Origin of the sequence: Dechloromonas denitrificans (assembly GCF_020510665.1) — a bacterium.
GTDB classification, from domain to species: Bacteria; Pseudomonadota; Gammaproteobacteria; order Burkholderiales; family Rhodocyclaceae; genus Azonexus; species Azonexus denitrificans_B.
In genome coordinates this window covers 1,090,416-1,114,630 of record NZ_CP075187.1, presented here as the reverse complement: position 1 = coordinate 1,114,630, position 24,215 = coordinate 1,090,416, and the positions used below count along the sequence as shown (strand labels likewise).

Sequence of the window (24,215 nt, the reverse complement as noted above, 5' to 3'; positions counted from 1 at the left end):
CCACTCTTGGCATGACTGGAGAAAACACATGGCCGCCAGGCAGCCGACCGTACTGATTGTCGATGACACACCGGAGAATCTCAGCGTTCTCGGTGAGCTGTTGCAACCGGCCTACCGCGTCCGTGCCGCCAACTCCGGCCGACGTGCGCTCCAGATTGCCCACGGTACGCCACAACCGGACCTCATCCTGCTTGATGTGATGATGCCGGAAATGGACGGCTACGATGTGCTTGCAGCACTGCGTACCGACCCCGAAACCCGCCACATTCCGGTCATTTTCGTCACCGCCATGGATGCGACCGAGGATGAGGAACACGGACTGGCCTGCGGCGCCGTCGACTACATCACCAAGCCGCTGCGCCCAGCCATTGTGCTGGCCCGGATCAGGACCCACCTTGAACTCAAGCAGGCACGCGATTTCCTGAAAGACCAGAACAGCTTTCTCGAAGCCGAAGTCTCGCGCCGGATGGGTGAAAACCAGCTGATCCAGCAAGTCAGTATCCACGCCCTGGCCCGACTGGCTGAAACGCGCGACCCTGAAACCGGCAATCACCTGCGCCGAACCCAGGAATATGTCCGCACCCTGGCCAACAGCCTGAAATACCACCCGCGCTTTGCCGGCTATCTTGATGACCGGACGATTGATGCGCTCGCCAAGTCGGCGCCTCTGCACGACATCGGCAAAGTCGGCATTCCCGACCATGTGCTGCTCAAACCGGGCAAACTGACGCCGGAAGAGTGGGAAATCATGAAAACGCATGCGATTCTGGGCAGTAATGCCATTGCCCAAGCAGAAAAAGATGCGGAAAAACCGGTTGAATTTCTTGCCATCGCCAAGGAAATTGCCCATTTCCATCATGAAAAATGGGACGGCAGCGGCTACCCGGAAGGGCTTTCCGGCGACAGGATTCCGATTGCGGCAAGATTGATGGCCCTGGCCGACGTATTCGATGCCCTGATCTGCCAGCGCGTCTACAAGCCGCCCATGCCTTACGAACAGGCACGGCAAATCATTCTTGACGGCAGCAGCAAGCATTTCGATCCTGATATCGTGACCGCATTCAATCAGGAATTCGAAAAATTCACGATGATCGCCAACACCTACGCGGAATAAACCCGCCGGACGAGCAAGGGATACGTGACAATGAACGAACGCCCGCTCAAGGGATCAAGTACAACCGGCGAGATATTGCTGGTCGTTGTGCCTTACGTTATTTTTTCTTCGCTCTGGATCCTCATTTCGGATCAGCTGGCCGAGCAACTCTTCCCTGACCCCAAGCAGCACGTCCTGGTCAACATCCTGAAAGGCTGGCTTTTCATCGCCGTCACGGCAAGCCTGCTTGTTCTGCTGATCCGGCGCCTGCTCGGGCGCAGCGAACGCCGCCAGCAAGGCGAACTGGCTGCCCGCGAGCTGGCCGACCGTGCCGCCGAGGAACTCGACGCCGAACGGGCCCAACTGCGCACCCTGCTCGATACGCTGCCCGATCTGATCTGGCTGAAAGACCCTGACGGGATTTATCTCAGCTGCAACAAGCGCTTCGAACAATTCTTCGGCGCTGACGAGGCGAGCATTATCGGAAAAACCGATTTTGACTTCGTCGACCGCGAACTGGCCGAGTTCTTCCGCGCCAACGACCAAGCCGCGCTGCACGCCAACGGCCCACGCAGCAATGAAGAATGGGTCAGCTTTGCCTGCGACGGCCATCGCGAATTACTCAATACGACCAAAGCCCCGATGCGCGATGGCGAAGGTCGCCTGGTCGGCGTTCTCGGCATCGGCCGCAACATGACCCAGATGCGCGAATTACAGGAGCGCTTTGAAGTTGCTTTCAACGCCAGCCCGGCGGCTGTTTCGCTGAGTACGGTGGAGGAAGGGATCTATCTTGAAGTCAATACACGCTACGCCGAGCTGATCGGCTGCAAGAGTGAAGGACTGATCGGCCGCAGCGCCCCCGAACTCAACCTCTGGCTCAACGCCGAGGAGCGCAACAACTGGCGCGCCGCACTGAAAGAAAGCGGCCGGATTCAGGATTACCAGACCGAATGGCTAAGGAGCGACGGGCGCACGATCTTCGTCAGTATTTCTGCCGAAATCGTCACCCTGAGCAATATTCCCTACGTGCTTGCCTTCATTCTCGACATCTCCGAACGCAAACGCGCCGAGGCAGCCGTTTCCGATTTGCAGAAGCGGCTGGCCACAGCCTTCCGGGCGGCACCGGTGGCTTCATGCATCACGCGCATGAGCGACGGCAAGCTGGTCGATGTCAATGAACGCCTGCTGCGCGAATATGGCTGGACGCGCGAAGAACTGCTCGGCAAGACGACCACGGAAGCGGGCCTTTGGGGTAGCCCGGAAGAGCGCCGTAAAATGGTCGAAATTCTCCGCCGCGACAAGCGCGTACTCAATTTCGACAGTGTCGGCATCGGCCGTGACGGACGCAAACGCCTGATTAGCCTGTCGGCCGAAATGGTCGACATGGAAGGCGTACCGCATCTGGTCGTTTATATCGATGACATTTCAGAGCGCCGGGCGGCTGAAGAAGCCCTGCGCGAGCGCGAGGAACTGTACCGCAGCATTGTGACGCACGCACCGGACGGCATTTGCCTGATCGATCCGGAAACGCTGGAATTCCTCGAAATCAACGAATCGGCAACGCGCAGCCTGGGCTACACCCGGGAAGAATTTGCCGGCAAGAACCTGCTCGACATTCAGGTCGACCTCGATGAAGCAGCCCTGCGCGGCTACCTGAAAGAAATCATCGTTCATGGCCGGCAGGTCTTTGAGAATCGCCACAGGCGCAAGGATGGCAGCATTCAGATCGCCCGCATCGGCGTCGCGGTCGTCGACGTTGGCGGCAAGCCGATGATCAGCTCGATCTGGCAGGACATCACGGTTCAAAAGCAGAATCAGCAGGAATTGGAAAATCATCGCAACCACCTTGAAATGCTGGTCAGCGAACGCACCGCTGAGCTGGCCGCTGCAAAAGAAGCTGCCGAACAGGCCAGCCAGGCAAAAACCACGTTCCTGGCCAACATGAGCCACGAAATCCGCACACCGATGAATGCCATCATCGGCCTGACGCATCTGGCCGAACGCAGCACACGAGACCAGAACCAGCTGCATCGCCTCAGCAAGGTCAGCGATGCGGCGCGCCACTTGCTGACGATCATCAACCAGATTCTTGATATTTCAAAAATCGAAGCCGGCAAGCTCGAACTCGAGCCACTTCATTTCAGCCTCAACCAGATCGTCGACCACAGCACCCAGATGATCATCGATCGCTTGCAGTCACGCGGTCTTGAATTCAACAAAACGATCGATCCGGCCTTGCCCGAAGTCTTGTTTGGCGACCCCTTGCGGATTCGCCAGATACTGCTCAACTACCTGACCAATGCGATCAAATTCACCGAGCGCGGGAGCATTTCGCTGAGCATCAGCCTGGTTGCCCAGACAGGCAACGACTTGCTCGTCCGCTTTGCCGTCAGCGACACCGGGATCGGCATTCCCGATGCCCACCAGGCTCGCATTTTCGATGCCTTCGAACAGGCGGACAGTTCGACGACACGGCGCTTTGGCGGCACCGGCCTCGGCCTGGCCATTGCCCGGCGGCTGGCAGAGTTGATGGGCGGTGAAACCGGCCTGAACAGTCGTGCCGGCCGGGGCAGCACGTTCTGGTTCACCGTGCGAGTGCAACGTGGACAATCCGGACAGCAGGAAAGCCTGCCCGCCTTGATGGACGATGCCGACCAGATTCTGGCCGACCACTTCCGGCAATCCCGCATCCTGCTGGCCGAGGACAACCCGATCAATCAGGAGGTCGCCCTCGACCTGCTGCGCAGCGTCGGCCTGCAAGCCGATCTCGCGGTCAACGGGGCAGAAGCCGTCGAAATGGTGGGGAAAAACGACTACGACCTGATCCTGATGGACATGCAAATGCCGGTGATGGATGGCATCACCGCGACGCGCCACATTCGCCAGCTACCGGTCGGTCACCGCATTCCGATTCTGGCCATGACCGCCAATGCCTTCGACGACGACCGAAACACCTGCCTCGCCGCAGGCATGAACGACCACATTCCGAAGCCGGTCAATCCGGACGTATTGTTTGCCGCACTGGCCCACTGGCTCTCAACCGACCTCACCTCACCGCCCCCGGAAGCGAGCAGCGCAGCCGTTGTCTTTGCACCCGCCACCCTGGCCGAGATTCCTGGTCTTGACTACGCTTTCGGCCTGAATGCCGTGCGTGGCCGGGTTGCCAGTTACGAGCGGCTGCTCGGCAAATTTGCCAGAAATCATACGGGCGATTTCGATCTGATTCGCCAGCACCTGCGTGATGGCAACATCGACGAAGCACGCCGGCTGGCACATTCCCTGAAGGGGGCCGCCGGCGCACTGGGGGCCGCCGAAATACAGAAAATAGCCGCCCAACTCGAAATGGCGATTCGCGACAAAATAGAAATGTCCGCCACCGAAGTCCTGCTCAAAAACACCGAACAAATCTACGGCACGCTCAGTCAGCAGTTGCACGCCCTGCTCGACACGGCTGCCCTACCCGACCCTGAACAGGCCCTGCCACAGCACCACGCCCGTCTGCTGGCCGATCTGCGCAAGCAACTGCACGAAGGGGAAATGAGCGCCCAGGAGTTGATCGAGCATCAGACCGAAACGCTGCGAGCGCTGTTCGGCCCACGTTTTCGCCTGTTCGAAGAAAAGGTTTCGGCCTTCGATTTCGAAGCTGCCCTGGCGCTGCTTGACGAAATCACGGGGAAAAACGCTTGACCAAGAACACCATCGACTCCGTTCCTATCGGCCGCTGGGCGCTGCCGGCACTGTTCGCCATTTGCAGCTTTCTGCTGATCGGCGGCATCCTGCTTTATCAAGCCGAACGCCAGTACCAGTTGCATCAGGTCGGTGCCCAGTTGCAGGCCATCAGCGAGCTCAAATCGGAGCAGATTACCAACTGGCGCAATGAACGCATCGCCGATGGCCAGGTCCTGGCCGAAAGCGAATATTTCATTGCTGCGGTCGACGCCTTCCTGCAGGGCAAAACCAATGCCGACAGCCTGCGCCGTCACATGACGTCGCTCAAAAACAACTATCGCTACAGCGACATCCTGCTGCTCGACGCCAACGGCGAAGCGCGGCTCAGCCTGAATGCACGGAATATCGCCATTCCCGACAGCATTCACCTGGTCCTGGAAGTTTCCCACCACATTCATCGCGCCACACTGAGCGACCTGCACATTGCCCCGGATAACGGTCAGGTGCATGCCGACGTGGTTGTTCCGCTACAGTCGGGAACGGGCAATTCGGCACGCCGGGTCGGTACGCTATTGATGCAGATCGACCCCAGTATCCATCTGTTTCCCATCTTGAACGCATGGCCGCACCCCAGCCTGAGTGCAGAAACCCTGCTGGTCAGGCGCGATGGCGACCATGTGCTGTTTCTCAACGAGTTACGCCAGCGCAGCGGTACCGCATTGCGCCTCAGGTTGCCCGACAGTCGCCAGGACATTCCCTCGGTGATGGCCGTCTTTGGCGGCGTTCGCGGCATTGTCGAAGGCATCGACTACGAAGGCAGCCCGGTCCTGGCCTCGATCCAGCCCGTCCCCGACACCAGTTGGTACATGGTGGCCAAGATCGCCAAGGATGAGGCGCTGGCCGAGTGGCAATACGCCTCGCGCCTGATCATTGCACTGACTGCCGGCCTGCTGCTCACCGCCTTGATCGCCAGTGCCTTCGTTTACCAAAGACGCGGTCTACGCCGCTACCGCATGCTGTTTGAAACCGAGGCCGCAACCCGTGCCGAACACCAGCGTTTCCAGGTTGCCTTCAACTCAAGCCCGCTCTGCGCCTCGATCACGCGGGTGAGCGATGGCCGGATTGTCGATGCCAACGATAATTTCCTGAGCAACTTCGGCTGGCGAAGAAGCGAAATGATCGGCCTGACTTCGATGGACGTCGGCCTCTGGCCAAATACTGAAATTCGCCAGACCTTTCTCGATTCGCTTGGCCCCGATGGACGGGTGATCAATCATGAAAGCATCTGGAAAGACCATGACGGCAAGATTCACCATGTCGAAATTTCCGCATCGCTGATCGACATTGCCGGCACGACACACATCCTCGCTTTTACCGCCGACGTCACCGAACGCCGCCTGGCACAAGCCGAGCTGGAACATTACCGGCGCCGTCTCGAAGCCATGGTCGACGAGCGGACTTACGAACTGGCCATTGCCAAGGAGCATGCCGAACGCGCCAGCCGGGCCAAGAGCTCCTTCCTGGCCAACATGAGCCACGAGATCAGGACACCACTCAATGCCGTGATCGGCCTGACGCACCTGCTGCTGCGCGACTCGGACGACCCTCACCAGCAGGAAAGGCTGGGCCGGATCACCGAGGCTGCACGTCATCTGCTCAGCGTGATCAATGACATTCTCGATATCTCGAAGATCGAAGCCGAGAAACTGGAGCTTGAAGAAACCGATTTCTCGACCCAGCAAGTCATCGATGAAACACTGAAGATGGTCGAATTCAAGGCGCGCGACAAAGGGCTCGCCTTGATTGCCGAAATTTCCCCCGATTTGCCGCCCGGCTTGCATGGCGATCCGCTGCGGGTGCAACAGATTCTGCTCAATTTCCTGACCAATGCCGTCAAATTTACCGAACGCGGCCACGTTCGCTTGCGGGTTCGCGTCGTCAGCCGGCAGGGCAGCGAAATCATGCTGCGCTGCGAAGTCGAGGACACCGGCGTCGGCATTCCGGCAACCATCCGGCCACGCCTGTTCAAACCCTTCGAGCAGGCAGACGACTCAACGACCCGCCACTTCGGTGGCACCGGACTGGGTCTGGCAATCTGCCGTCGGCTGGCCCAGAAAATGGGCGGTGAAGCAGGCGTTGACAGCACGCCTGGCGAAGGCAGCACCTTCTGGGTCACGCTCCGCCTGCAGCTTGCCAAACACGCCTTGATTGCCCGGAGCACCAAGGCCAACGACGATGGCGAAGCCGAGATTCGCGAGACACGCAGCAGCGCACGCATTCTGCTGGCCGAAGACAACCCGCTGAACCAGGAAGTGGCGCTCGACATGCTGGCGCATGCCGGCCTGATCGCCGACCTGGCCGAAGATGGCCAGCAAGCCGTCGCCATGGCCAGTGAAACCGATTACGACCTGATCCTGATGGACATCCAGATGCCGGTGATGAACGGACTGGAAGCGGCCCGAACCATTTTGGCCCTGCCCGGACGGTCGACCGCGACAATCGTCGCCATGACCGCCAATGCCTTTACCGAAGACCGGCTGGCCTGCCTCGCTGCCGGCATGGTCGATCACCTGGCCAAGCCGGTCGAACCGGCGGCACTGCACGATCTGCTGCTGCGCTGGCTGCCGGCCACCGAACTGTGCCCACCGGCAAGTGCAGTTACCCCGCCGCTTGAAGTCCACGTCGCCAGCGGCCCCGAGAAAATTGTCAGCCAACTGACCGCCCTGCCCGGCTTCGATATCGTCACGGGCCTCGCATCGCTGAACGGCAAGCCGGACAAATACGTCAAGCTGCTCGAACATTATCTGCAACATCACACGGATGTAGACCGCGCCATTCGCCAAGCGCTCGACAACGGCGATTACCCGGCCGTGCGTCACCAGGCACACACGCTGAAAGGGGCGGCAGCCGCACTTGGGCTGAGCGATACCCGCCAGGCGGCAGCCGAGCTGGAACAGGCGGTACGCCACGAAGAACCGTTGGCAAAACTGGAAACGCTGTTTGCTGACCTGAGCCTCCGGCATGCCGCGCAGCGCGAAGCACTGGCCGGCGTTCTCGGACAATCGCCCGTCGTCTCGAAAACGGCCGACCAGAACCCGGAAAACGCATTGCCTATCCTCCGGCAAATCGGCGCCCTGCTGGCCGAAGACAATATCCGCAGCATCGAACTTGCCCGCGACAATGAATCGCAACTGCGCAGCCTGCTCGGCAAGGATTACGCACGAATGATCGATCATCTCGAGACATTTGACTTCCCGGCAGCCCTGAAAATCTTCAAACATTATCTGGCGGCACACCCGGAACTGGCAGAGGAAGCAACAACATGGCACTGATGAACTGGAATGCCCACTTTGTCACCGGCATTTCCATCGTCGACGAGCAACACCAGCATCTGGTTCGCCTGATCAATCAAAGTGCGCCGGTTCTGGCGCTGTCCTATGCCCGCAACCCCGACAAGGCCGAATTACTGCTCGCCGAACTGACGCATTACGCGATCTATCACTTCCAGAGCGAGCATGAGCTGATGGCGCAACACGGCATCGACTCGCGGCACCACCTGCATCACCTGAAATCGCACGGGGAATTCGCTAGCACGGTGGCCGCCATGAAGGAAATGTACCAATGCGGTGAAGAAATCACCGGCGGCAAGCTGCTCAGTTTCCTGGCCAACTGGCTGGTTTTTCATATTCTGGGCGAAGATCAAGCCATGGCCCGCCAGATTCATGCCATCAGCAGAGGCATGAATCCGGTCGATGCCTACGACAGCGCCGAAGGCTATCGCAACGATCCGAAGCAGGAGGCGCTGACCCAGGCGCTGGTCGATCTCTACGCCTTGATGACCGAACAGAATCGCAGCCTGCTGGAGCTGAATCACGAACTGCGCGAGCACCGCGAACATCTGGCCGAACTGGTCAGCCAGCGTACGCACGAGCTGGAAATTGCCCGCGATGCGGCCGAAGCAGCCAATCGGGCGAAAAGCCGCTTCATCGCCAATCTATCGCACGAAATCCGTACGCCGATGAACAGCATCGTCAGCCTCGGCTGGATACTGCACGAAAAAATCATCGACCCGGAGCAGCGTGAAAAGCTCCAGCAAATGAGCGGTGCAACGCAGCAACTACTCAGCGTCATCAATGATCTGCTGGATATTTCACGCATCGAATCCGAACAACTGAAACTGGAGACGCTTGATTTTTCACCTCACCGGATGATCGAGCAGCTGATTGCCGACCACAAGGGGCGAGCCCTCCAGAAAGGCATCGACTTCCAGGTCAAGCTACCGGAAAAGCTGCCGCTGCTCTTGCATGGCGACCCGATCCGGATTGGTCAAATCATCGGCAATTTCGTCAGCAACGCCATCAAATTCACGAGTCAGGGCGAAGTCGCACTCAGCCTCCAGCAAAAACCGGGGCATCGGCCGGACCGCACGCTGCTGCACTTTGCCGTACGCGATAGCGGCAGCGGTATTGCCGACGAATTCCAGGAGCGTCTGTTCCAGCCATTTGAGCAAGGTGACGTCTCATCACGCCGAAAGCACGGTGGAACCGGCCTCGGGCTGGCCATCTGCAAACGCCTGAGCGACATGATGGGTGGAGAAATCGGGGTCAGCAGCAGACTCGGCGAAGGCAGCATTTTCTGGTTTGAAATCGAGTTGACCGTGATCGCCGCTGCCGCCGCTTCGCCGAACAGCAAAACGCCCGACCAGTCATCCGAGACGTCTGTTCCAGCGGCGATCAACTGGCAGCGCATCAACGAAGCACTACGTCGCCTTGAACGACTGCTGGCGGAAGACGACATTCAGGCGCTGACATTGTGGCGCGACATGGCGGATCAGTTTCACCCGGCGCTGGGTAGCGATGCCGTCCGTCTGGAAGGGGAAATCAAACGCTATGCCTTCGATGACGCCCTGCTCGTCACCCGGTCGATCCTGGCAAAACTGCCGAACGATCAGGTCGGCAAGGGCAAGCGGACAGACGCCTGAACCTCGTTGCCGCAACCGCGATAATCGAGCTGGTCAAAACTGACCATGGCCGACATGGCAATACCGCGTCCGTGCGTATCGAAAACACGCTCAGGGCTCATTTCAAGATAAGGCCGCCAGTCAAAACCGACGCCCTGGTCACGAATCAGGAAATGCACGGCCTGTTCGCTGCGACTGATTTGCAGCTCGGCAACGCGGTCGCGGTAAGCCGGCAAGGCCAGGCGGCGCCGGATTTCGGCATTCAGGTCGCCACTGTCGATCAGCGCCGATTTACCGGCATAACCGATCGCCAGGTTGCCATGCTCGATGGCGTTATCCATCAACTCCGACAAACCCAGCGCGACGCGGGCCGGCTCGGGGGCTGCATTGGCAACCAGCGCGGCCAGATTGCGCGCCTCTTCCGGCGTACGAAAGGCAAAGCGTCCTTCGATCAGGCTGGCCAGTGTCCTGTCCTGGGCCATGACCTGCTCGGCCAAGGCCTGGTAGCCCCGGTAGTCGCGCGTTGCAGCAGCCACGATAGCCAGCAGGGTGGAGGCTGAGAACGGTTTGATCAGATAGTAATAAGCGCCGGCCTGCAGCCCTTCAAGCACATCGCTTTCGCTGCCCATGGCGGTCTGCATGATGACCGGCACATGCATCATGTCCGGTCGCAACTTGAGGCGACGCAAGATTTCGATGCCATCCATGTCGGGCATCATACGATCCAGCAGGATGGCGCTGAAGCGCCCCGGACAAGCGTCGATCAATTGCCATGCGGCCGCGCCACTCCCGGCATCGGCCACGATGTAGCCGTTGTCTTGCAGATTATCGACCAGGATTTCCCGGCTGACCGGTTCATCATCGACAACCAGAATGCAAGGCGGCGTCATCGGCATGCTTCGTTCAGCGCCTTTGCAACCAGTCAGCCATGCCCAGACCGGCCTGTCGGCCGCTGGCCAGGCAGGCCGTCAGCAGATAGCCCCCGGTCGGCGCTTCCCAGTCGAGCATTTCGCCAGCGCAAAAGACACCGGGCATCTGGCGGAGCATCAGTTTTTCGTCCAAACCTTCGAAACGCACACCGCCCGCCGTGCTGATCGCTTCGTCAATCGGCCGCGTTGCCGTGACCGGCACAGGCAGGGCCTTGATCCCGGCGGCCAGCAGGTTTGGCGCGGTCAACGCGGCGGGCGGCAGCAATTCGCGCAGCAGCCCGGCCTTGACCCCTTCCAGCCCGATCCTGCGGCGCAGATGGTTGGCCAGCGAATCGCGACCCTGCGGACGCGACAGTTCGGCGCTCAAGCGTTCAAGCGAACGCCCGGGGGCCAGGTCAAGATGCAGGATCGCCTGCCCATCCCGCTCCAGCGCATCACGCAGCGGCGCCGAGAGGGCATAGATCAATCCGCCTTCAATGCCGCTGGCCGTGATGTTGAACTCGCCCTGCTGGGCGCAGGCAGCGACCGAAGCGACGACCGGCTTGACCGGCTGGCCGGCAAAACGACGGCTGAAATGATCGCTCCAGGCGACATCGAAGCCGCAATTGCTCGGGCGCAGTGGCGCGACATCGACACCGCGTGCAGCCAGCAGCGGCAGCCAGGCGCCATCGGAGCCGAGCTTGGCCCAACTGCCGCCGCCCAGCGCCAGGATCACCGCATCGGCAACGACATCGCACTCGCCATCGGGCGTCGAAAAACGCAGCTCACCATCCGCCGTCCAGCCCTGCCAGCGATGCCGGACATGGAAATGGACACCGGCCAGGCGCAGTCGATGCAGCCAGGCGCGCAACAACGGCGCAGCCTTCATTTCGGTAGGAAAAACCCGCCCCGAGGTACCGACAAATGTGTCGATGCCGAGGCGATGAATCCACTCACGCAGCGCCTGCGGATTGAAACCATCGATCAGGCGACCGACCTCCTGCTGACGCGCACCGTAACGACGGACAAAATCCGGCAGCGCTTCGGCATGCGTGATATTCATCCCGCCTTTGCCAGCCATCAGGAACTTGCGGCCGACGGAAGGCATGGCATCGAAAACGGCGATTTCCAGCCCGTCGACCGCAGCATCGGCCAGCACCTCGGCCGCCATCAGGCCGGCCGGGCCGCCGCCGATAATGGCAACGCGGCGCATCATTCGGCCTCCTTGACGATTTCGGCCAGGTTGTCCGGCAACGCTTCTTCGTCGAGTGGAATCACCGTGACAGCCACTTCCGGCTCGGCCCCGCCGCCACCGAGAATGATGCCGCGCAGGGGCGAAATGTCACCGAAATCACGGCCGATGGCGATGGTGATGTGCTCGGTATCCGGCAGCAGGTTGTTGGTCGGATCGAAATCAACCCAGTTGCCGGGAAAACCCGGCGCATAGACGGAAACCCAGGCATGCGAGGCATCGGCACCGATCAGGCGCGGCTTGCCGGGGGGCGGGCGGGTCAGTAGATAGCCGCTGACATAACGCGCCGGCAAACCCAGGGCACGCAGGCAGGCAATCATCAGATGGGCAAAATCCTGGCAGACGCCGCGTTTCTTTTCGAGCACTTCCATGACCGGCGTGGAGACCGTCGTCGCCTCTGGATCGAACTTGAATTCGCGGAAAATCTTGGCCATCAGGGCTTCGGCCCCGACCAGCACGGGCGTCTCCGGCGCAAAGCAATCGGCCGCGTACTCAGCCAGTTCATGCTTGATGCGGACATGGGCGCTTTCGAACAGGAAACGCGTCGCCGCAATGTCATCCGGGTCCGGCTCGGTCGCATCGTAAGCCAGGCGATCGCGCAAGATTTCCCACTCGACCGACTGCTCAAGGGCCTCGGGACGATGTGGCGTGACGGCCACACGCATCGACGAACGGATGCACAAATTTTCATGCGGGGCATGAAAGGCAATCCAGCTCACCGGGTTGCCGAAAGCATCCTGACCATCCCGCCGCCAGTTGGGCGGTGGATCGATTTCGATGCGCTGCTCTTCGATCTGCTGCCAGTCAAGAATGCGGGGCGAAAGATGCAGTTGCTGCTGCGACAACGATACCGGGCTGCCGTAGTCGTAACTTGTCTCGTGCAGGACATGATAGCGGACGGGTGAATCTGCCATGCTCACAGTGCCATGGTCTGCCGGCTGACATCGCCGACATGGGTGAAGTAGTGACGGCCAAGCCAGTCGGACAATTGAACGGCAGCCGCATCAAGCGCCTGCAACAGATCGGCCAGTTCATCGCAAGGAGAACCGCTGCGGCATTGGCTGAACGGCTGTTGCTCAAGGCGTTCGAGATCAAAGGCACGTAATTGGCCGAGTACCTCCGGCAAGCGGCTTTCGCTGTTTTCATCCAGTTCGCGCGCCATGCGGTCAAGATAACGCGCCAGCACGCTGGCCTGGAAAACAACGCCATGCGGATTGCTGTCGTCGAAAACCAGCAGATCGAGCACCGGCAACAACTCCGGCAGACGCGAATAGCGCGAACGATAGGTGATGATCGAGTCGGTCAGTTCGAGCAACCATTCCAGGCTGCCCGGCCCGCGGCTCGACTGCATGCGCAGGAAATGCGCCAGGCCGTTGCACAGGAAGGACATGCGTTCGAGGCGACGGCCGATGATCAGGAAACGCCAGCCGTCGTCGCGCGTCATGTTATCCATCGCGAAGCCGGTCAGCGATGACGATACGCCAAGCACCCGGTCAAGGAAGGCGATCGCCTCGGTCAAGGTCGGATGCGCCTTGAGCGCGGCCTGTTGCTCACGTTGCAGGCGATTCAGCGAATGCCAGTGATCGAGCGACAGACGTTCGCGCACATGGGTCGCCGACCACATCAGGCTGCGGATATTGCCGGCCAGGCTGCCCGGCTGGTTGGGGTCGTAAATCGCTTCAAGCAGCACATGTTCGCTGCCTTCGCGCACCTTCTCGTCCTCTTCCGGACTGGGCAGGATACCGAGATGCAGGGCCAGTTCCATGGCCGAGGCGACAGCCGGGGTTTTCGAACCACCGGATTCGACGACGCGGCTCAGGGCAACGCGCAACATCCGCGCACTATCGTCGAAACGCTCGGAATAACGACCGAGCCAGAACAGATTCTCGACGACACGCGAGGTCAGGTTGGCCCCGGCACGCACCAGATCGCGTACACCAACCGAAGGTTTGAGCAGGGTAAATTCGCTGACCGGGCCATCGGTCAGCACCCAGGCATCTTTCGAGGCACCGCCGCGCTGCATCGAGATGATCCGGGCATTGGCGCCGGTCGCAACCCGTGCCAGACCGCCCGGCATCACCGAGTAACCGTCCGGCGAGGCAACGGCGTAGGCGCGCAGGCCGACCGGTCGGGCCAGCAGGCGACGTTCGTGCGAGCGACTCCAGGTCGGCCCCTGTGACAGATTGACCATTTCCTGAGCGACGTAGGCATGCGGCCGGGCTTCGATGCGGCGCAACATTTCCTCGCGCTCCTTGCCCTTCAGCTCATGGCCGAAAACCGGGTCCATGCGCTGGGTCGGGTAAGTCGGCTTGATGACCAGGTCGTCAAAGTTTTCGCGAACGTATTCGAGGGCCGGTTTTTCGCCGCACCACCAGGTCGCGACGGAGGGCATGGCCAGTTCCTCGCCGAGCAGTTTGCGGCAGATGGCTGGCAGAAAGCCCATCAGCGCCCCCGAGGCCAGCAAGCCACTGCCCAGGGCATTGGCGATGACAACGCGGCCGGCACGGGCGACATTGAGCAAGCCGGGAATGCCCAGCGCCGAACCGCCGCGCAGTTCGAGCGGATCGCAATAATCGTCATCCTGGCGGCGCAACACGACGTGCACCCGCTTCAGGCCGCGCAGCGTCTTGAGATACAGCGTGTCGCCACGCACCGTCAGATCCTGCCCCTCGACCAGCGGGAAGCCAAGGTAACGTGCCAGGTAGGCATGTTCGAAATAGGTTTCGTTGTACGGTCCCGGCGTCAGCAAAACGATATGTGGCTGTTCGTCGCCGTCGACCGGGGCAAGCGCGGTCAGGCCATCCTGCTGGTCGTGGAAAAAATCGGCCAGATGCTGGACGCGCAGGTCGCGGAACATTTCCGGAAAGACATGCGAGACGACCAGCCGGTTTTCCAGCGCATAGCCGGCACCGGAAGGCGCTTGCGTACGGTCGGCGATGACCCACCATTTGCCATCCGGCGAGCGCGCCAGATCGACCGCATACTGGTGCAGCCAGACATCGCCCGGCGGCTTGATGCCCTGGCACGGCCAGAGATAACCGTGCTGGCCGTAAATCAGCGCCGGCGGCAGCATGCCTTCGTTGAGCAAACGCTGCGGGCCGTAGAGATCGGCCAGCATGGCATTGAGCAAGGTCGCCCGTTGTGCGACGGCGGCCGAAATCTCGGCCCATTCGTCCGGCGGGATGATCAGCGGCAGCGGATCAAGCGCCCAGGGACGATCCGCTCCGGACGGATCGGCGTAAACATTGTAAGTAACGCCGTTTTCCTGAATCCGCCGGTCGACAAAATCGAGGCGACGATGCATGTCCTCCGGCGCAATCCCGTCCAGATGCGAGAAAAATTTCTGCCAGTGCGGACGCACCTCGCCCTCCGCCGTGAGCATTTCATCGTAGCGGCGAGCGTTGTGCGGGTAAATTGCGAGGAGTGTACGGGCCATTCAGCCTGGGAAGCAGTGCGGGCGGGCCTTGACGGCCCTATCCTGCGACCATCGAGGCCGCAAACCCGCATTCGAGGGGTTAGAAACGGCGCAAGTCTAGCGTAAACGGGTGCTCGGCGCTGTGTTCCGGCGCCCGCACCTGAACCCGTCCGGGCGTGTGCCCAAAGCGGAAGAAACGGGCCAGACGACGACTTTCGGCTTCGAAGGCATTGACCGGGAAGGTATCGAAATTACGCCCGCCGGGATGCGCCACATGGTACTGACAACCACCGAGCGAACGCTGCATCCAGGTATCGACCAGATCGAACACCAGCGGGGCATGCACCCCAATCGTTGGATGCAGGCAGGACGCCGGCTGCCAGGCCCGGTAACGAACCCCGGCGACGAATTCGCCGTTGATGCCGGTCGGCTGTAGCGGTACGGCGACACCGTTGCAGGTCAGCTGGTAACGGTCCGGCGGCAAGCCGCGCAGTTTGACCTGGACGCGCTCGACCGAAGAATCGACGTAGCGCACGGTACCGCCCGGTGCGCCCTCCTCGCCCATGACATGCCAGGGCTCGAGCGCGTGGCGCAACTCGAACTCGATGCCCTTGACGGCAAAGTCGCCGTATTTCGGGAAACGGAATTCGAAATGCGGCGCAAACCATTCGGCCTTGAAGGGATAGCCGGCGGCGCTCATTTCTTCCATCACATCGCGGAAATCCTGCTCGGCGTAATGCGGCAGCATGAAGCGATCGTGCAACTCGGTGCCCCAGCGGGCCAGACGGGCCGGCTCGTAAGGCGTTTCCCAGAAACGCGCGATCATGGCGCGGAGCAACAACTGCTGGGCCAGCGACATGCGCGCGTGCGGCGGCATTTCGAAGGCGCGCAGTTCAAGCAGGCCAAGGCGACCGGTCGGGCCGTCCGGCGAGAAGAGTTTGTCGATGCAGAATTCTGAACGGTGCGTATTGCCGGTCACATCGGTCAGCAGATTGCGCAGGATGCGGTCGACCAGCCAGGGCGGCACATTTTGGCCAGCCGGCGGAATTTGCTTGAAGGCGATTTCCAGCTCGTAAAGGCTGTCGTTACGCGCCTCGTCGATACGCGGCGCCTGGCTGGTCGGCCCGATGAACAGCCCGGAGAACAGGTAGGACAGGCTGGGGTGATTGTGCCAGTAGGCGATCAGGCTCTTGAGCAGATCCGGCCGGCGGAGGAAAGGCGAATCGTTCGGTGTCGCGCCGCCGAGCACGAAGTGATTGCCGCCGCCGGTACCAGTGTGGCGCCCATCGACCATGAATTTCTCGCTGGTCAGCCGCGAATGGTGCGCGGCGTCGTACAGGTGCGTCGTCTGCTCGACCAGTTGGTCCCAGTTGCGCGAGGGATGAATATTCACTTCGATCACGCCGGGATCGGGTGTGACGCGGAAATTGGTCAGGCGCGGGTCGGACGGCGGCTCGTAACCTTCGATGATGACCGGCATGGCAAGGTCTTCCGCGGTCGACTCGACGGCGGCGAGCAATTCCAGATAATCCTCAAGACAGCCGGTTGGCGGCATGAAGATGTAGAGCCGGCCATTGCGCGCCTCGGCACACATCGCCAGACGCGTGATCCAGCCGGCCGATTCCTTGAAACCCGGGCGGCTGTCGCTGGCTCGCCCCTTGCCTGAAACGGCGGCGCTGCCCGGAACGACACGCTGTGCCGCGGCACCAAACTGGCGACGAATCTCGGCATGGCTGCGCAACGGGGCCAGCGGCTGGCTCGGGTCGACCGGATTGACGTAGGGGTAATCGCCCTGCGTTGCCCACGGTTGCGAATCGAGCGGCAAACGATAGCCCATTGGCGAATCACCCGGATGTAGATAGCAACGTTCGGCGCGCAAGAACCACGGCCCGGTCTGCCACTGCCCGGCCGCATTCTTCATGATCGGGAAAACGTGGCCGACGGTGTGCGTCAGGCCCTGGGTGAACACCTTCATCAGCCGTTCGCGCTCCAGCACATCGTCCAGCCGCGAATCAAAGGGATCGACGTTGCCCGGCAGGCGGCGCTCGCGCCACAGGTAGTAATAGCTGTCTTCAAAGGTCGGGAAGACGTGCTGCGGATCGAGTTCGAGCTTTTCGGCCACACGGCGCATGAACTGCACCGAATGAGCGCTGGTCGCACCGTAATCGAGCTTCTCGCTGGCGTAGAGCGTCGGCTTGTTCCACAGCGGCTCGCCGTCGGTCCGCCAGAAGCAGGACAGGCTCCAGCGCGGCAGTTGCTCGCCGGGATACCACTTGCCCTGGCCGAAATGCATCAGGCCGTGCGGTGCATACTTTTCACGCAGGCGATGGAAGAGATCAGCCGCCAGCAAACGCTTGGTCGGGCCCATCGCCGCCGTATTCCATTCTTCGCCATCCGGGTCGTCGACCGCGACAAAGGTCGGCTCGCCGCCCTGTGTCAGGCGGACATCCATGGCTTGCAGTTTTTCGTCGATCCGGTGGCCCAGCCCCTCGATTTCGACCCACTGTTCATCGGAATAAGGCTTGGTGACGCGTGGCGCTTCCCAGATGCGGGTCACCTGCATGCGATGCTCGAATTCGGTTTTGCATTCATCGATACCGCCGGTCACCGGGGCCGCCGAAGCCGGTTCGGGCGTGCAGGCCAACGGAACATGACCTTCGCCGGCAAACAGGCCAGAGGTTGGATCAAGACCGACCCAGCCGGCGCCCGGCAAATAAACCTCGCACCAGGCGTGCAGGTCAGTGAAATCGGCCTCCGGCCCGCTCGGCCCATCGAGCGATTTGACGTCTGCGGTCAACTGGATCAGATAGCCCGAAACGAAACGTGCGGCCAGGCCGAGGTGACGCAGTATCTGGACCAGCAACCAGGCTGAATCGCGGCACGAGCCGGTGCGCTTGGTCAGCGACTCTTCGGGCGTCTGGACGCCAGGTTCGAGACGGATCGTGTAGCCGATATCGGCCTGGACACGGGCGTTAAGGGCGACCAGGAAATCAACGCTCGGCGTTTTTTCAAGCGCAATACTGTCGACGTACTTCTTGAACAAGGGCGTTGCCGGCAACTTGTAGAGGTAAGGCGTCAGCTCGTGACGCTGCCAGTCCTCGTAGGCGAAGGGAATGTGTTCGGCGTGCGGCTCCAGGAAGAAATCGAAGGGATTGATCACCGACATTTCGGCGACCAGATCGACCTCGATACGGAATTCCTTCGTTTTTTCCGGAAAAACCAGGCGAGCCAGGTAATTGCCCTGCGGATCCTGCTGCCAGTTGATGAAATGCGTTTCCGGCCCGATTTTCAGCGAATACGACAAGATCCGGCTGCGCGAATGCGGACAAGGGCGCAGGCGAATGATTTGCGGACCCAGATTGACCAGGCGGTCGTAAGTGTAGTGAGTGACGTGATTCAGGGCGACGTGGATCGACACGGGCTTGCTCCGGAGAGAGGGATTACCTCCCTCAAAGCAAGACACGAACCAGCCTATAAGCCACTGATTTAATTGAGCCCAAATCAGGTTTTGCACCAATCCAAGGAGCATTTTACCGGGCAGCGCACCAAACACGGGCACCCCGCCACCCGGTACTCAGCCGATGAAGCGGGAAATATCGACGTCGTCCACCTGCTCCGGCTTGAGGAAGCGCTGGCCATAAAGCCGGTAGGCGCCGGAGGTCAGGAAAAGATCGAACAGCTCCGGATCAATGTGCTTGTCCTTCTTGAAGAAGGAAAGAATCTTGATCGCCTCGGACAAGGTCTTGCCCTTCTTGTAGGGTCGGTCCGATGCGGTCAACGCCTCGAAAATATCGGCAATTGCCATGATGCGCGACGGAATCGACAGGCTTCCGGCATCCAGCCGGCGCGGATAACCGGTGCCGATCATCGTTTCATGGTGAGTCCCGGCATATTCCGGAACACGGCGCAGATGTTTCGGGAAAGGCATCTGATCAAGCATGACGATCGTCTGCATGATGTGTTCGTTGATCTTGAAGCGCTCTTCTTCAGTCAGCGTTCCCTTGCCGATGGCCAGGTTGTAAAGCTCGCCGAAGTTGTAGAGATTCTCCGGCACGGTCACCTGGAAACCGTGCCTGGCGTCGAACGCTGCGCCGTGCAGACGCGGCACGACATGCCACGGCTTGTCGGCCAGCAAGGTTTCGACGGCGGGCGTTGCGACAGGCGCCAGTTCGGCATAGCGCATCAGTTCATCGTTGCTCAGACCGAGGCGATCATCGAAATGGCGCACCCAATGCCGGGCGCCGATCTGTTTGATGCGGTCGACGCGCTCTGCGGCCATGAATTCGCCGCCGACATTGCATTCGGCAACGAAGGCAAAATCATCGAGCAATTGCTGTTTGCGCTCGGCAAACTCGGCCGCCGCCCGGTTTTCCGGACAACCGGCCTGCAGCGCTTCGAGTTGCGCAATCCGGGCATCGCGCAGCAGCACCTCGAAGCGAGTACGAATTTCGTGAATCCGGTTGTAGATCGTTTCCAGCTTGGTGGCTTTGTCGACGACAAATTCCGGCGTTGTCACCTTGCCGCAATCGTGCAGCCAGGCACCGATCCTGAACTCACGCCACTCGTCATCCGTCTTGAAGCTGAACTCGGCCAGGCTGCCGGTCGTCGCCTCGCACGCTGCTTCGGCCAGCATCACGGCCAGTTCGGGCACCCGTTCGCAATGCCCGCCGGTATAAGCGCTCTTGGCGTCGATTGCGCCGGCGATGATCTTGATCAGCGAGTCCATCAGGACTTTCTGCGCCTCCAGCAAATTCTGGTTTTCCAGCGCGACAGCCGATTGGGCGGCCAGTGCCTCGACATAGCCGACGATGTCGGGATGGAAGGGGATCACCTCGCCGGTTTCCGGATCAAGCGCATTGAGCAACTGGATCAGACCGATCACCTCGCCTTCGCGCGGCGACAATGGCACGGTCAACATCGAAATCGTGCGGAATCCGGAATCCTCGCTGAATCGCCGGGTGCCGCTCAGATCAAACCGGGTTTCAGCGTAGACGTCGTCAATGATCACCGTCTGGTTACGCAAGGCGGCGTGGGTAACGACGTAGTGTTCGTTCGGGGCGCCGCTGAGCGGATCAAAGAGTGGAATTTCCTGCGCCGGCAGTGCATCGTCGCTGGTCCGCAAGGCAAAACGCAGCGTGTTCTGCTCGGTTTTAAGGTACAAGGTCGCCGCAGCACAGTGGGCGATATCGCGCGCACCGAACAGGATGTGCTTGAGCAGGACCGTGCGATCCTGCTCCCTGGAAAGCAACAAACCGTTATCAACCAGGCTGGCCAACTTGTTTTGCGCCTGTTCCAGAGCGGTTGTCCGCCGCCGGATCGCCTCCTGCATCACCACCTGGGCTTCGCCAAGCGCCTGTATTTCGTAGAGAAAGGTATCCGGCTGGTGCGGCTGGCCGGAGAAATCAAGCCGCTTGATCCGTTCCGAATCGCCGGCCATGGCAACCAGGGAGCGGGATACCTGCCGCGAACCGATCAGGGAAAGCGGCAACAGCAGGAGCAGCAGCAACCCGGAAACGATCAGCACATTGCGTTCGGCCCGCATGAACGGCTCTGAGAAATCGCTCAGCGGCGCCAAGACGACCACCCTGAAGGCCTGCCCCCCGAGAACCTCGGAGCGATATTCGGTGACCACGAATTTTTCGTTGGCCCGCCCCTCGCCCAGACGCATGACCGATGCCCCACCCAGACTGATGCCGCTCTGCAGGAAACCGAGATAGGGACTGCCAAGGCTGTCCGGCAGACTCAAGGCAGCCGGGGAAAGTGCGGAAAACCGCTCGCCCTTGCCATGAAAGGCAAGCAAGCGCCCGGCACTGTCCTGCATCAGGATGGCCGCATTGGGCGAAAGGCTCAGGCGAGAAAGAAAACCCTGCAAGGAGTGCAGGCTGAGATCGGTAGCCAGCACGCCAGCCTTTTCCGGCAAGGGCGTCGAGACAGTAATCCCCAGTTGACCGGTCGAGGCAAAAAGGTAGGGCTCGGTCAGCGCAATGCTGTTTCGCTGCAAGGCGCCGTTGTACCACGGACGAGCGGTCGGCAGGAAAATAGCCACGGCCTCGCGCCGTGACAGGTAGCGCCGGTTAGCATCCAGAAATTGCCAACTTTCCTGACGCCCGCCCTGCGCGCTGCGTGTGATGCGCCGGACCGCAAAGGCTGCTTGCTCAGGAGCGCCGACTGCCTGACGGATACGCGCTTCGTCGCGCATGGCAATGACTTGCAGGAATTCATCGTTGGCCAGGCCGAAATGGTGCGAGTAAAGACTGGTATCGGCTTCCAGCGAACTGATGAAGGTTGACACCATATCCCGCTGATTGAGCTGACCACGCGTCACGAACTGATCGAGCTCGGCACGAGCCTGAGTGGTGACGAAGCGCGCATTGTGATTCAACAACGTTTCCAGTTGCGTCGACGCCTGCCGGGCGATCAGGGAAAACTGCGTTACTGCGTTTTCCTCGGAGATATGCGAAAAACTGCCGACCAGGGTGGCCAGGAATGCCGCGGTCAACAAGCCGACAAGCAATGTTGTCGTGCCTAGAACCCAATTTTGAAAACTGATGTTGAATCGCGACAGGATCGACACTTTTGATTTTTTCTCACGGCAGAAATCAAGCAACCATCAAATTGCAACAAGAACAATCTGACTGAAAAACCACAATTTTCAGAAAAATAGCATTACCCAAAATAAATGTATAAATGAATTTACAATTCTCCGATCGAGAAAAGTCACCACTACGAATCAAGGCCCATCGCCCATGAACAAAATCCACGGCAGCCGCCTGGCGTTGCTTTTGCCCGTTCTGCCGGCGCTCTGCGGACTGCTGCTGCTGATTTTCGATCCCCTGCCCTTGCAGGCCCTGCGCAACAACCTGTTCGACCAGTATCAGCGCTGGTCGCCTCGCGAATACCAGGCTGCGCCTGTCCGCATCATCGATATCGACGACGACAGCTTGAGCCACTTGGGTCAATGGCCATGGCCGCGGACCCGCATGGCCGAGATGGTCGACCGGCTCAGCGAGGCCGGTGCGGCAGCCATTGTCTTTGATGTGATGTTTGCCGAAGCCGACCGGACTTCGCCACAAATTGTTTCGGCTCACTGGCCGCTGAACGAACGGCAAGCCCGGGAAATTGCCGCATTGCCGGATCACGACACGATATTTGCTAAACATATCGAACAAGCCAGTGTCGTACTCGGTTTCGCCACGACGCATAACAATTTCCCGGTCAACGCCGCGTCGACCGCAGCAACCGAGGCGACGCCCAAAGCGGCACGCTTTGTCTACGCCGGCGATCCGCCAGGCCACTGGCTGCATGCTTTCGACAATCCAATCAGGGCCTTGCCGGTTCTTGAACAGGCCGCACACGGCAACGGTGCCGTCAGCTTTGTGCCGGATAGCGACGGCGTGGTCAGGCGCGTCCCGCTGGTTCTCCAGATTGCCGGACAAGTCCAGCCCACACTGGCCAGCGAAGCCTTGCGCGTTGCCCAGGAGACGCACAACATCATTCTCAAATCAGCCGGCCATGGCGCCGGACTGACCCAGATACGAATTGGCGAGCAAATCATCCCGACCACTGCCCACGGCGAAATCTGGGTGCATTACAGCCGCCCGGTTCGCGAGCGCTACATCCCGGCCTGGGAGCTGTTCGACGAACGAATTCCGGTCGACAAACTGGCTGGGCACATCGTACTGATCGGCAGCTCGGCCCAGGGCCTGATGGACCTGCGCTTCAGTCCGCTCGGCCAGATCATTCCGGGGGTCGAAGCGCATGCCCAGGCACTCGAACAAGTCCTGACCGGCCATTTCCTGCAACGACCGGGCTGGGCCCGTGCCATCGAAGCCATCGTCTTGCTCGCCAGCAGCCTGCTCGTCGGCCTGCTTGCCCTGCGCATGCGCGTTCTTTATGCCGCTGCCGCCAGCCTGCTTCTGCTGAGCGCACTGCTCGGCGCAGGCTGGTATGCCTTTGCCGACCATCAACTGCTGCTCGATTCGGCCACCCCGGCGATCGGATTGATCCTGAGCTTTTTCCTGTGCAGCCTGTTTCAACACTTCACCAGCGAGCGTGAACAACGCTGGATCAAAACCGCCTTCACCCGCTACGTTTCACCCAACCGGGTATCGCATCTGATTGAACACCCCGACGCCATGGCTCTCGGCGGTCGACGCCAGGAATGCAGCTTCATTTTTACCGACCTGGCCGGATTTACCCATTTGATGGAAAGCATCGATCCAGCCGATGCGGTAGCGCTGCTCAACAACTACCTCGATGCAATGATTGCCATCGCCTTCCGTTACGAAGGCACCCTCGACCGGATTGTCGGAGACGCCGTCGCCATCATGTTTTCTGCCCCCGTGTTCCAGGCCGACCACCAGGCCCGCGCCCTGGCCTGCGCGCTGGAGATGCAGGCTTTTGCCAGCCACTACGCCAACGAGCAGCAAGCCCGGGGAATTGCCTTCGGCCAAACCCGGATCGGCGTGCATTCCGGCGAAGTCATCGTCGGCAACTTCGGTGGAAAAACGATGTTTGATTACCGGGCGCTCGGTGACGCGGTCAACACGGCATCGCGCCTGGAAAGCGTCAACAAGCACCTGGGGACGCGCATATGCTTGTCGGCCACGACGCTGGCCGGCTGCCCGAATGCCCGGACCAGGCCGGTCGGACGAATCATTCTGCTGGGCAAGAGCGAAGCACTGAGCGTCCATGAACCACTGGGTGCCGATCTTGCACCTTGCCAGGCACCGGAAGAGGCTTATCGAACCGCCTTTGCGGCGATGCAGCAGGAACGGCCGGAAGCGGCAGCGCTATTCAACCAGCTGGCAAGCGACTTCCCCGATGATCCTTTGGTCAGGCTGCATTCGAACCGCCTGAACCGTGGAGAAAGCGGCGACCTGATTGTGATGAACCAAAAATAAAGCCCGGTCGAAACC

General features: G+C 60.5%; 11 protein-coding genes. 5 read left to right on the top strand and 6 right to left on the bottom strand.

Translation table 11 applies throughout. The features are described 5' to 3' along the window. Positions 1 to 28: 28 nt before the first annotated feature. The 4 genes from KI614_RS05180 to KI614_RS05165 are packed head-to-tail and all read left to right on the top strand — an operon-like array spanning position 29 to position 9,743. On the top strand, positions 29 to 1,114 hold the full coding sequence (locus KI614_RS05180; protein WP_226408347.1) for a two-component system response regulator: 1,086 nt from the start codon (positions 29 to 31) through the stop codon (positions 1,112 to 1,114). A gap of 30 nt (positions 1,115 to 1,144) precedes the next feature. Next, positions 1,145 to 4,780 (top strand): PAS domain-containing hybrid sensor histidine kinase/response regulator, encoded by a 3,636-nt coding sequence (locus KI614_RS05175; protein ID WP_226408345.1) that lies wholly within the window; start codon positions 1,145 to 1,147, stop codon positions 4,778 to 4,780. Next, positions 4,777 to 8,094: an ATP-binding protein gene (locus tag KI614_RS05170; protein ID WP_226408343.1), complete on the top strand. Its 3,318-nt coding sequence runs from the start codon at positions 4,777 to 4,779 to the stop codon at positions 8,092 to 8,094. Before KI614_RS05175 ends, KI614_RS05170 begins: the two co-directional genes overlap by 4 nt. Continuing rightward, positions 8,085 to 9,743: an ATP-binding protein gene (locus tag KI614_RS05165; RefSeq protein WP_226408341.1), complete on the top strand. Its 1,659-nt coding sequence runs from the start codon at positions 8,085 to 8,087 to the stop codon at positions 9,741 to 9,743. Before KI614_RS05170 ends, KI614_RS05165 begins: the two co-directional genes overlap by 10 nt. Here KI614_RS05165 and KI614_RS05160 read toward each other — a convergent pair. From KI614_RS05160 to KI614_RS05135, 6 genes are all read right to left on the bottom strand, one after another. After that, positions 9,710 to 10,618, bottom strand: a complete 909-nt coding sequence (locus tag KI614_RS05160; protein WP_226408339.1) for a response regulator — start codon at positions 10,616 to 10,618, stop codon at positions 9,710 to 9,712. The genes KI614_RS05165 and KI614_RS05160 overlap by 34 nt on opposite strands. 7 nt (positions 10,619 to 10,625) lie before the next feature. Beyond that, positions 10,626 to 11,846: a TIGR03862 family flavoprotein gene (locus KI614_RS05155; RefSeq protein ID WP_226408337.1), complete on the bottom strand. Its 1,221-nt coding sequence runs from the start codon at positions 11,844 to 11,846 to the stop codon at positions 10,626 to 10,628. After that, entirely contained in the window at positions 11,843 to 12,796 is a 954-nt protein-coding gene (locus KI614_RS05150; protein ID WP_226408336.1) for a transglutaminase family protein, read from the bottom strand. The genes KI614_RS05155 and KI614_RS05150 overlap by 4 nt, the downstream gene beginning before the upstream one ends. A 2-nt stretch (positions 12,797 to 12,798) precedes the next feature. Beyond that, positions 12,799 to 15,318, bottom strand: coding sequence for a circularly permuted type 2 ATP-grasp protein (locus KI614_RS05145; protein WP_226408335.1), 2,520 nt, complete (start codon positions 15,316 to 15,318; stop codon positions 12,799 to 12,801). Positions 15,319 to 15,397: 79 nt separating this feature from the next. After that, the gene (locus KI614_RS05140) at positions 15,398 to 18,715 is read right to left on the bottom strand and encodes a DUF2126 domain-containing protein (RefSeq protein WP_226408334.1); all 3,318 of its coding nucleotides are present in this window, start codon (positions 18,713 to 18,715) and stop codon (positions 15,398 to 15,400) included. Between the two features lie 156 nt (positions 18,716 to 18,871). Then, a complete protein-coding gene (locus KI614_RS05135) occupies positions 18,872 to 21,871 on the bottom strand; it encodes an HD domain-containing phosphohydrolase (protein ID WP_226408333.1) in 3,000 nt (999 codons plus the stop codon). Between the two features lie 172 nt (positions 21,872 to 22,043). On the opposite strand from KI614_RS05135, the gene KI614_RS05130 reads away from it, so the two are divergent. Beyond that, positions 22,044 to 24,200: a CHASE2 domain-containing protein gene (locus KI614_RS05130; protein WP_226408332.1), complete on the top strand. Its 2,157-nt coding sequence runs from the start codon at positions 22,044 to 22,046 to the stop codon at positions 24,198 to 24,200. The last annotated feature ends 15 nt before the right edge of the window (positions 24,201 to 24,215 follow it).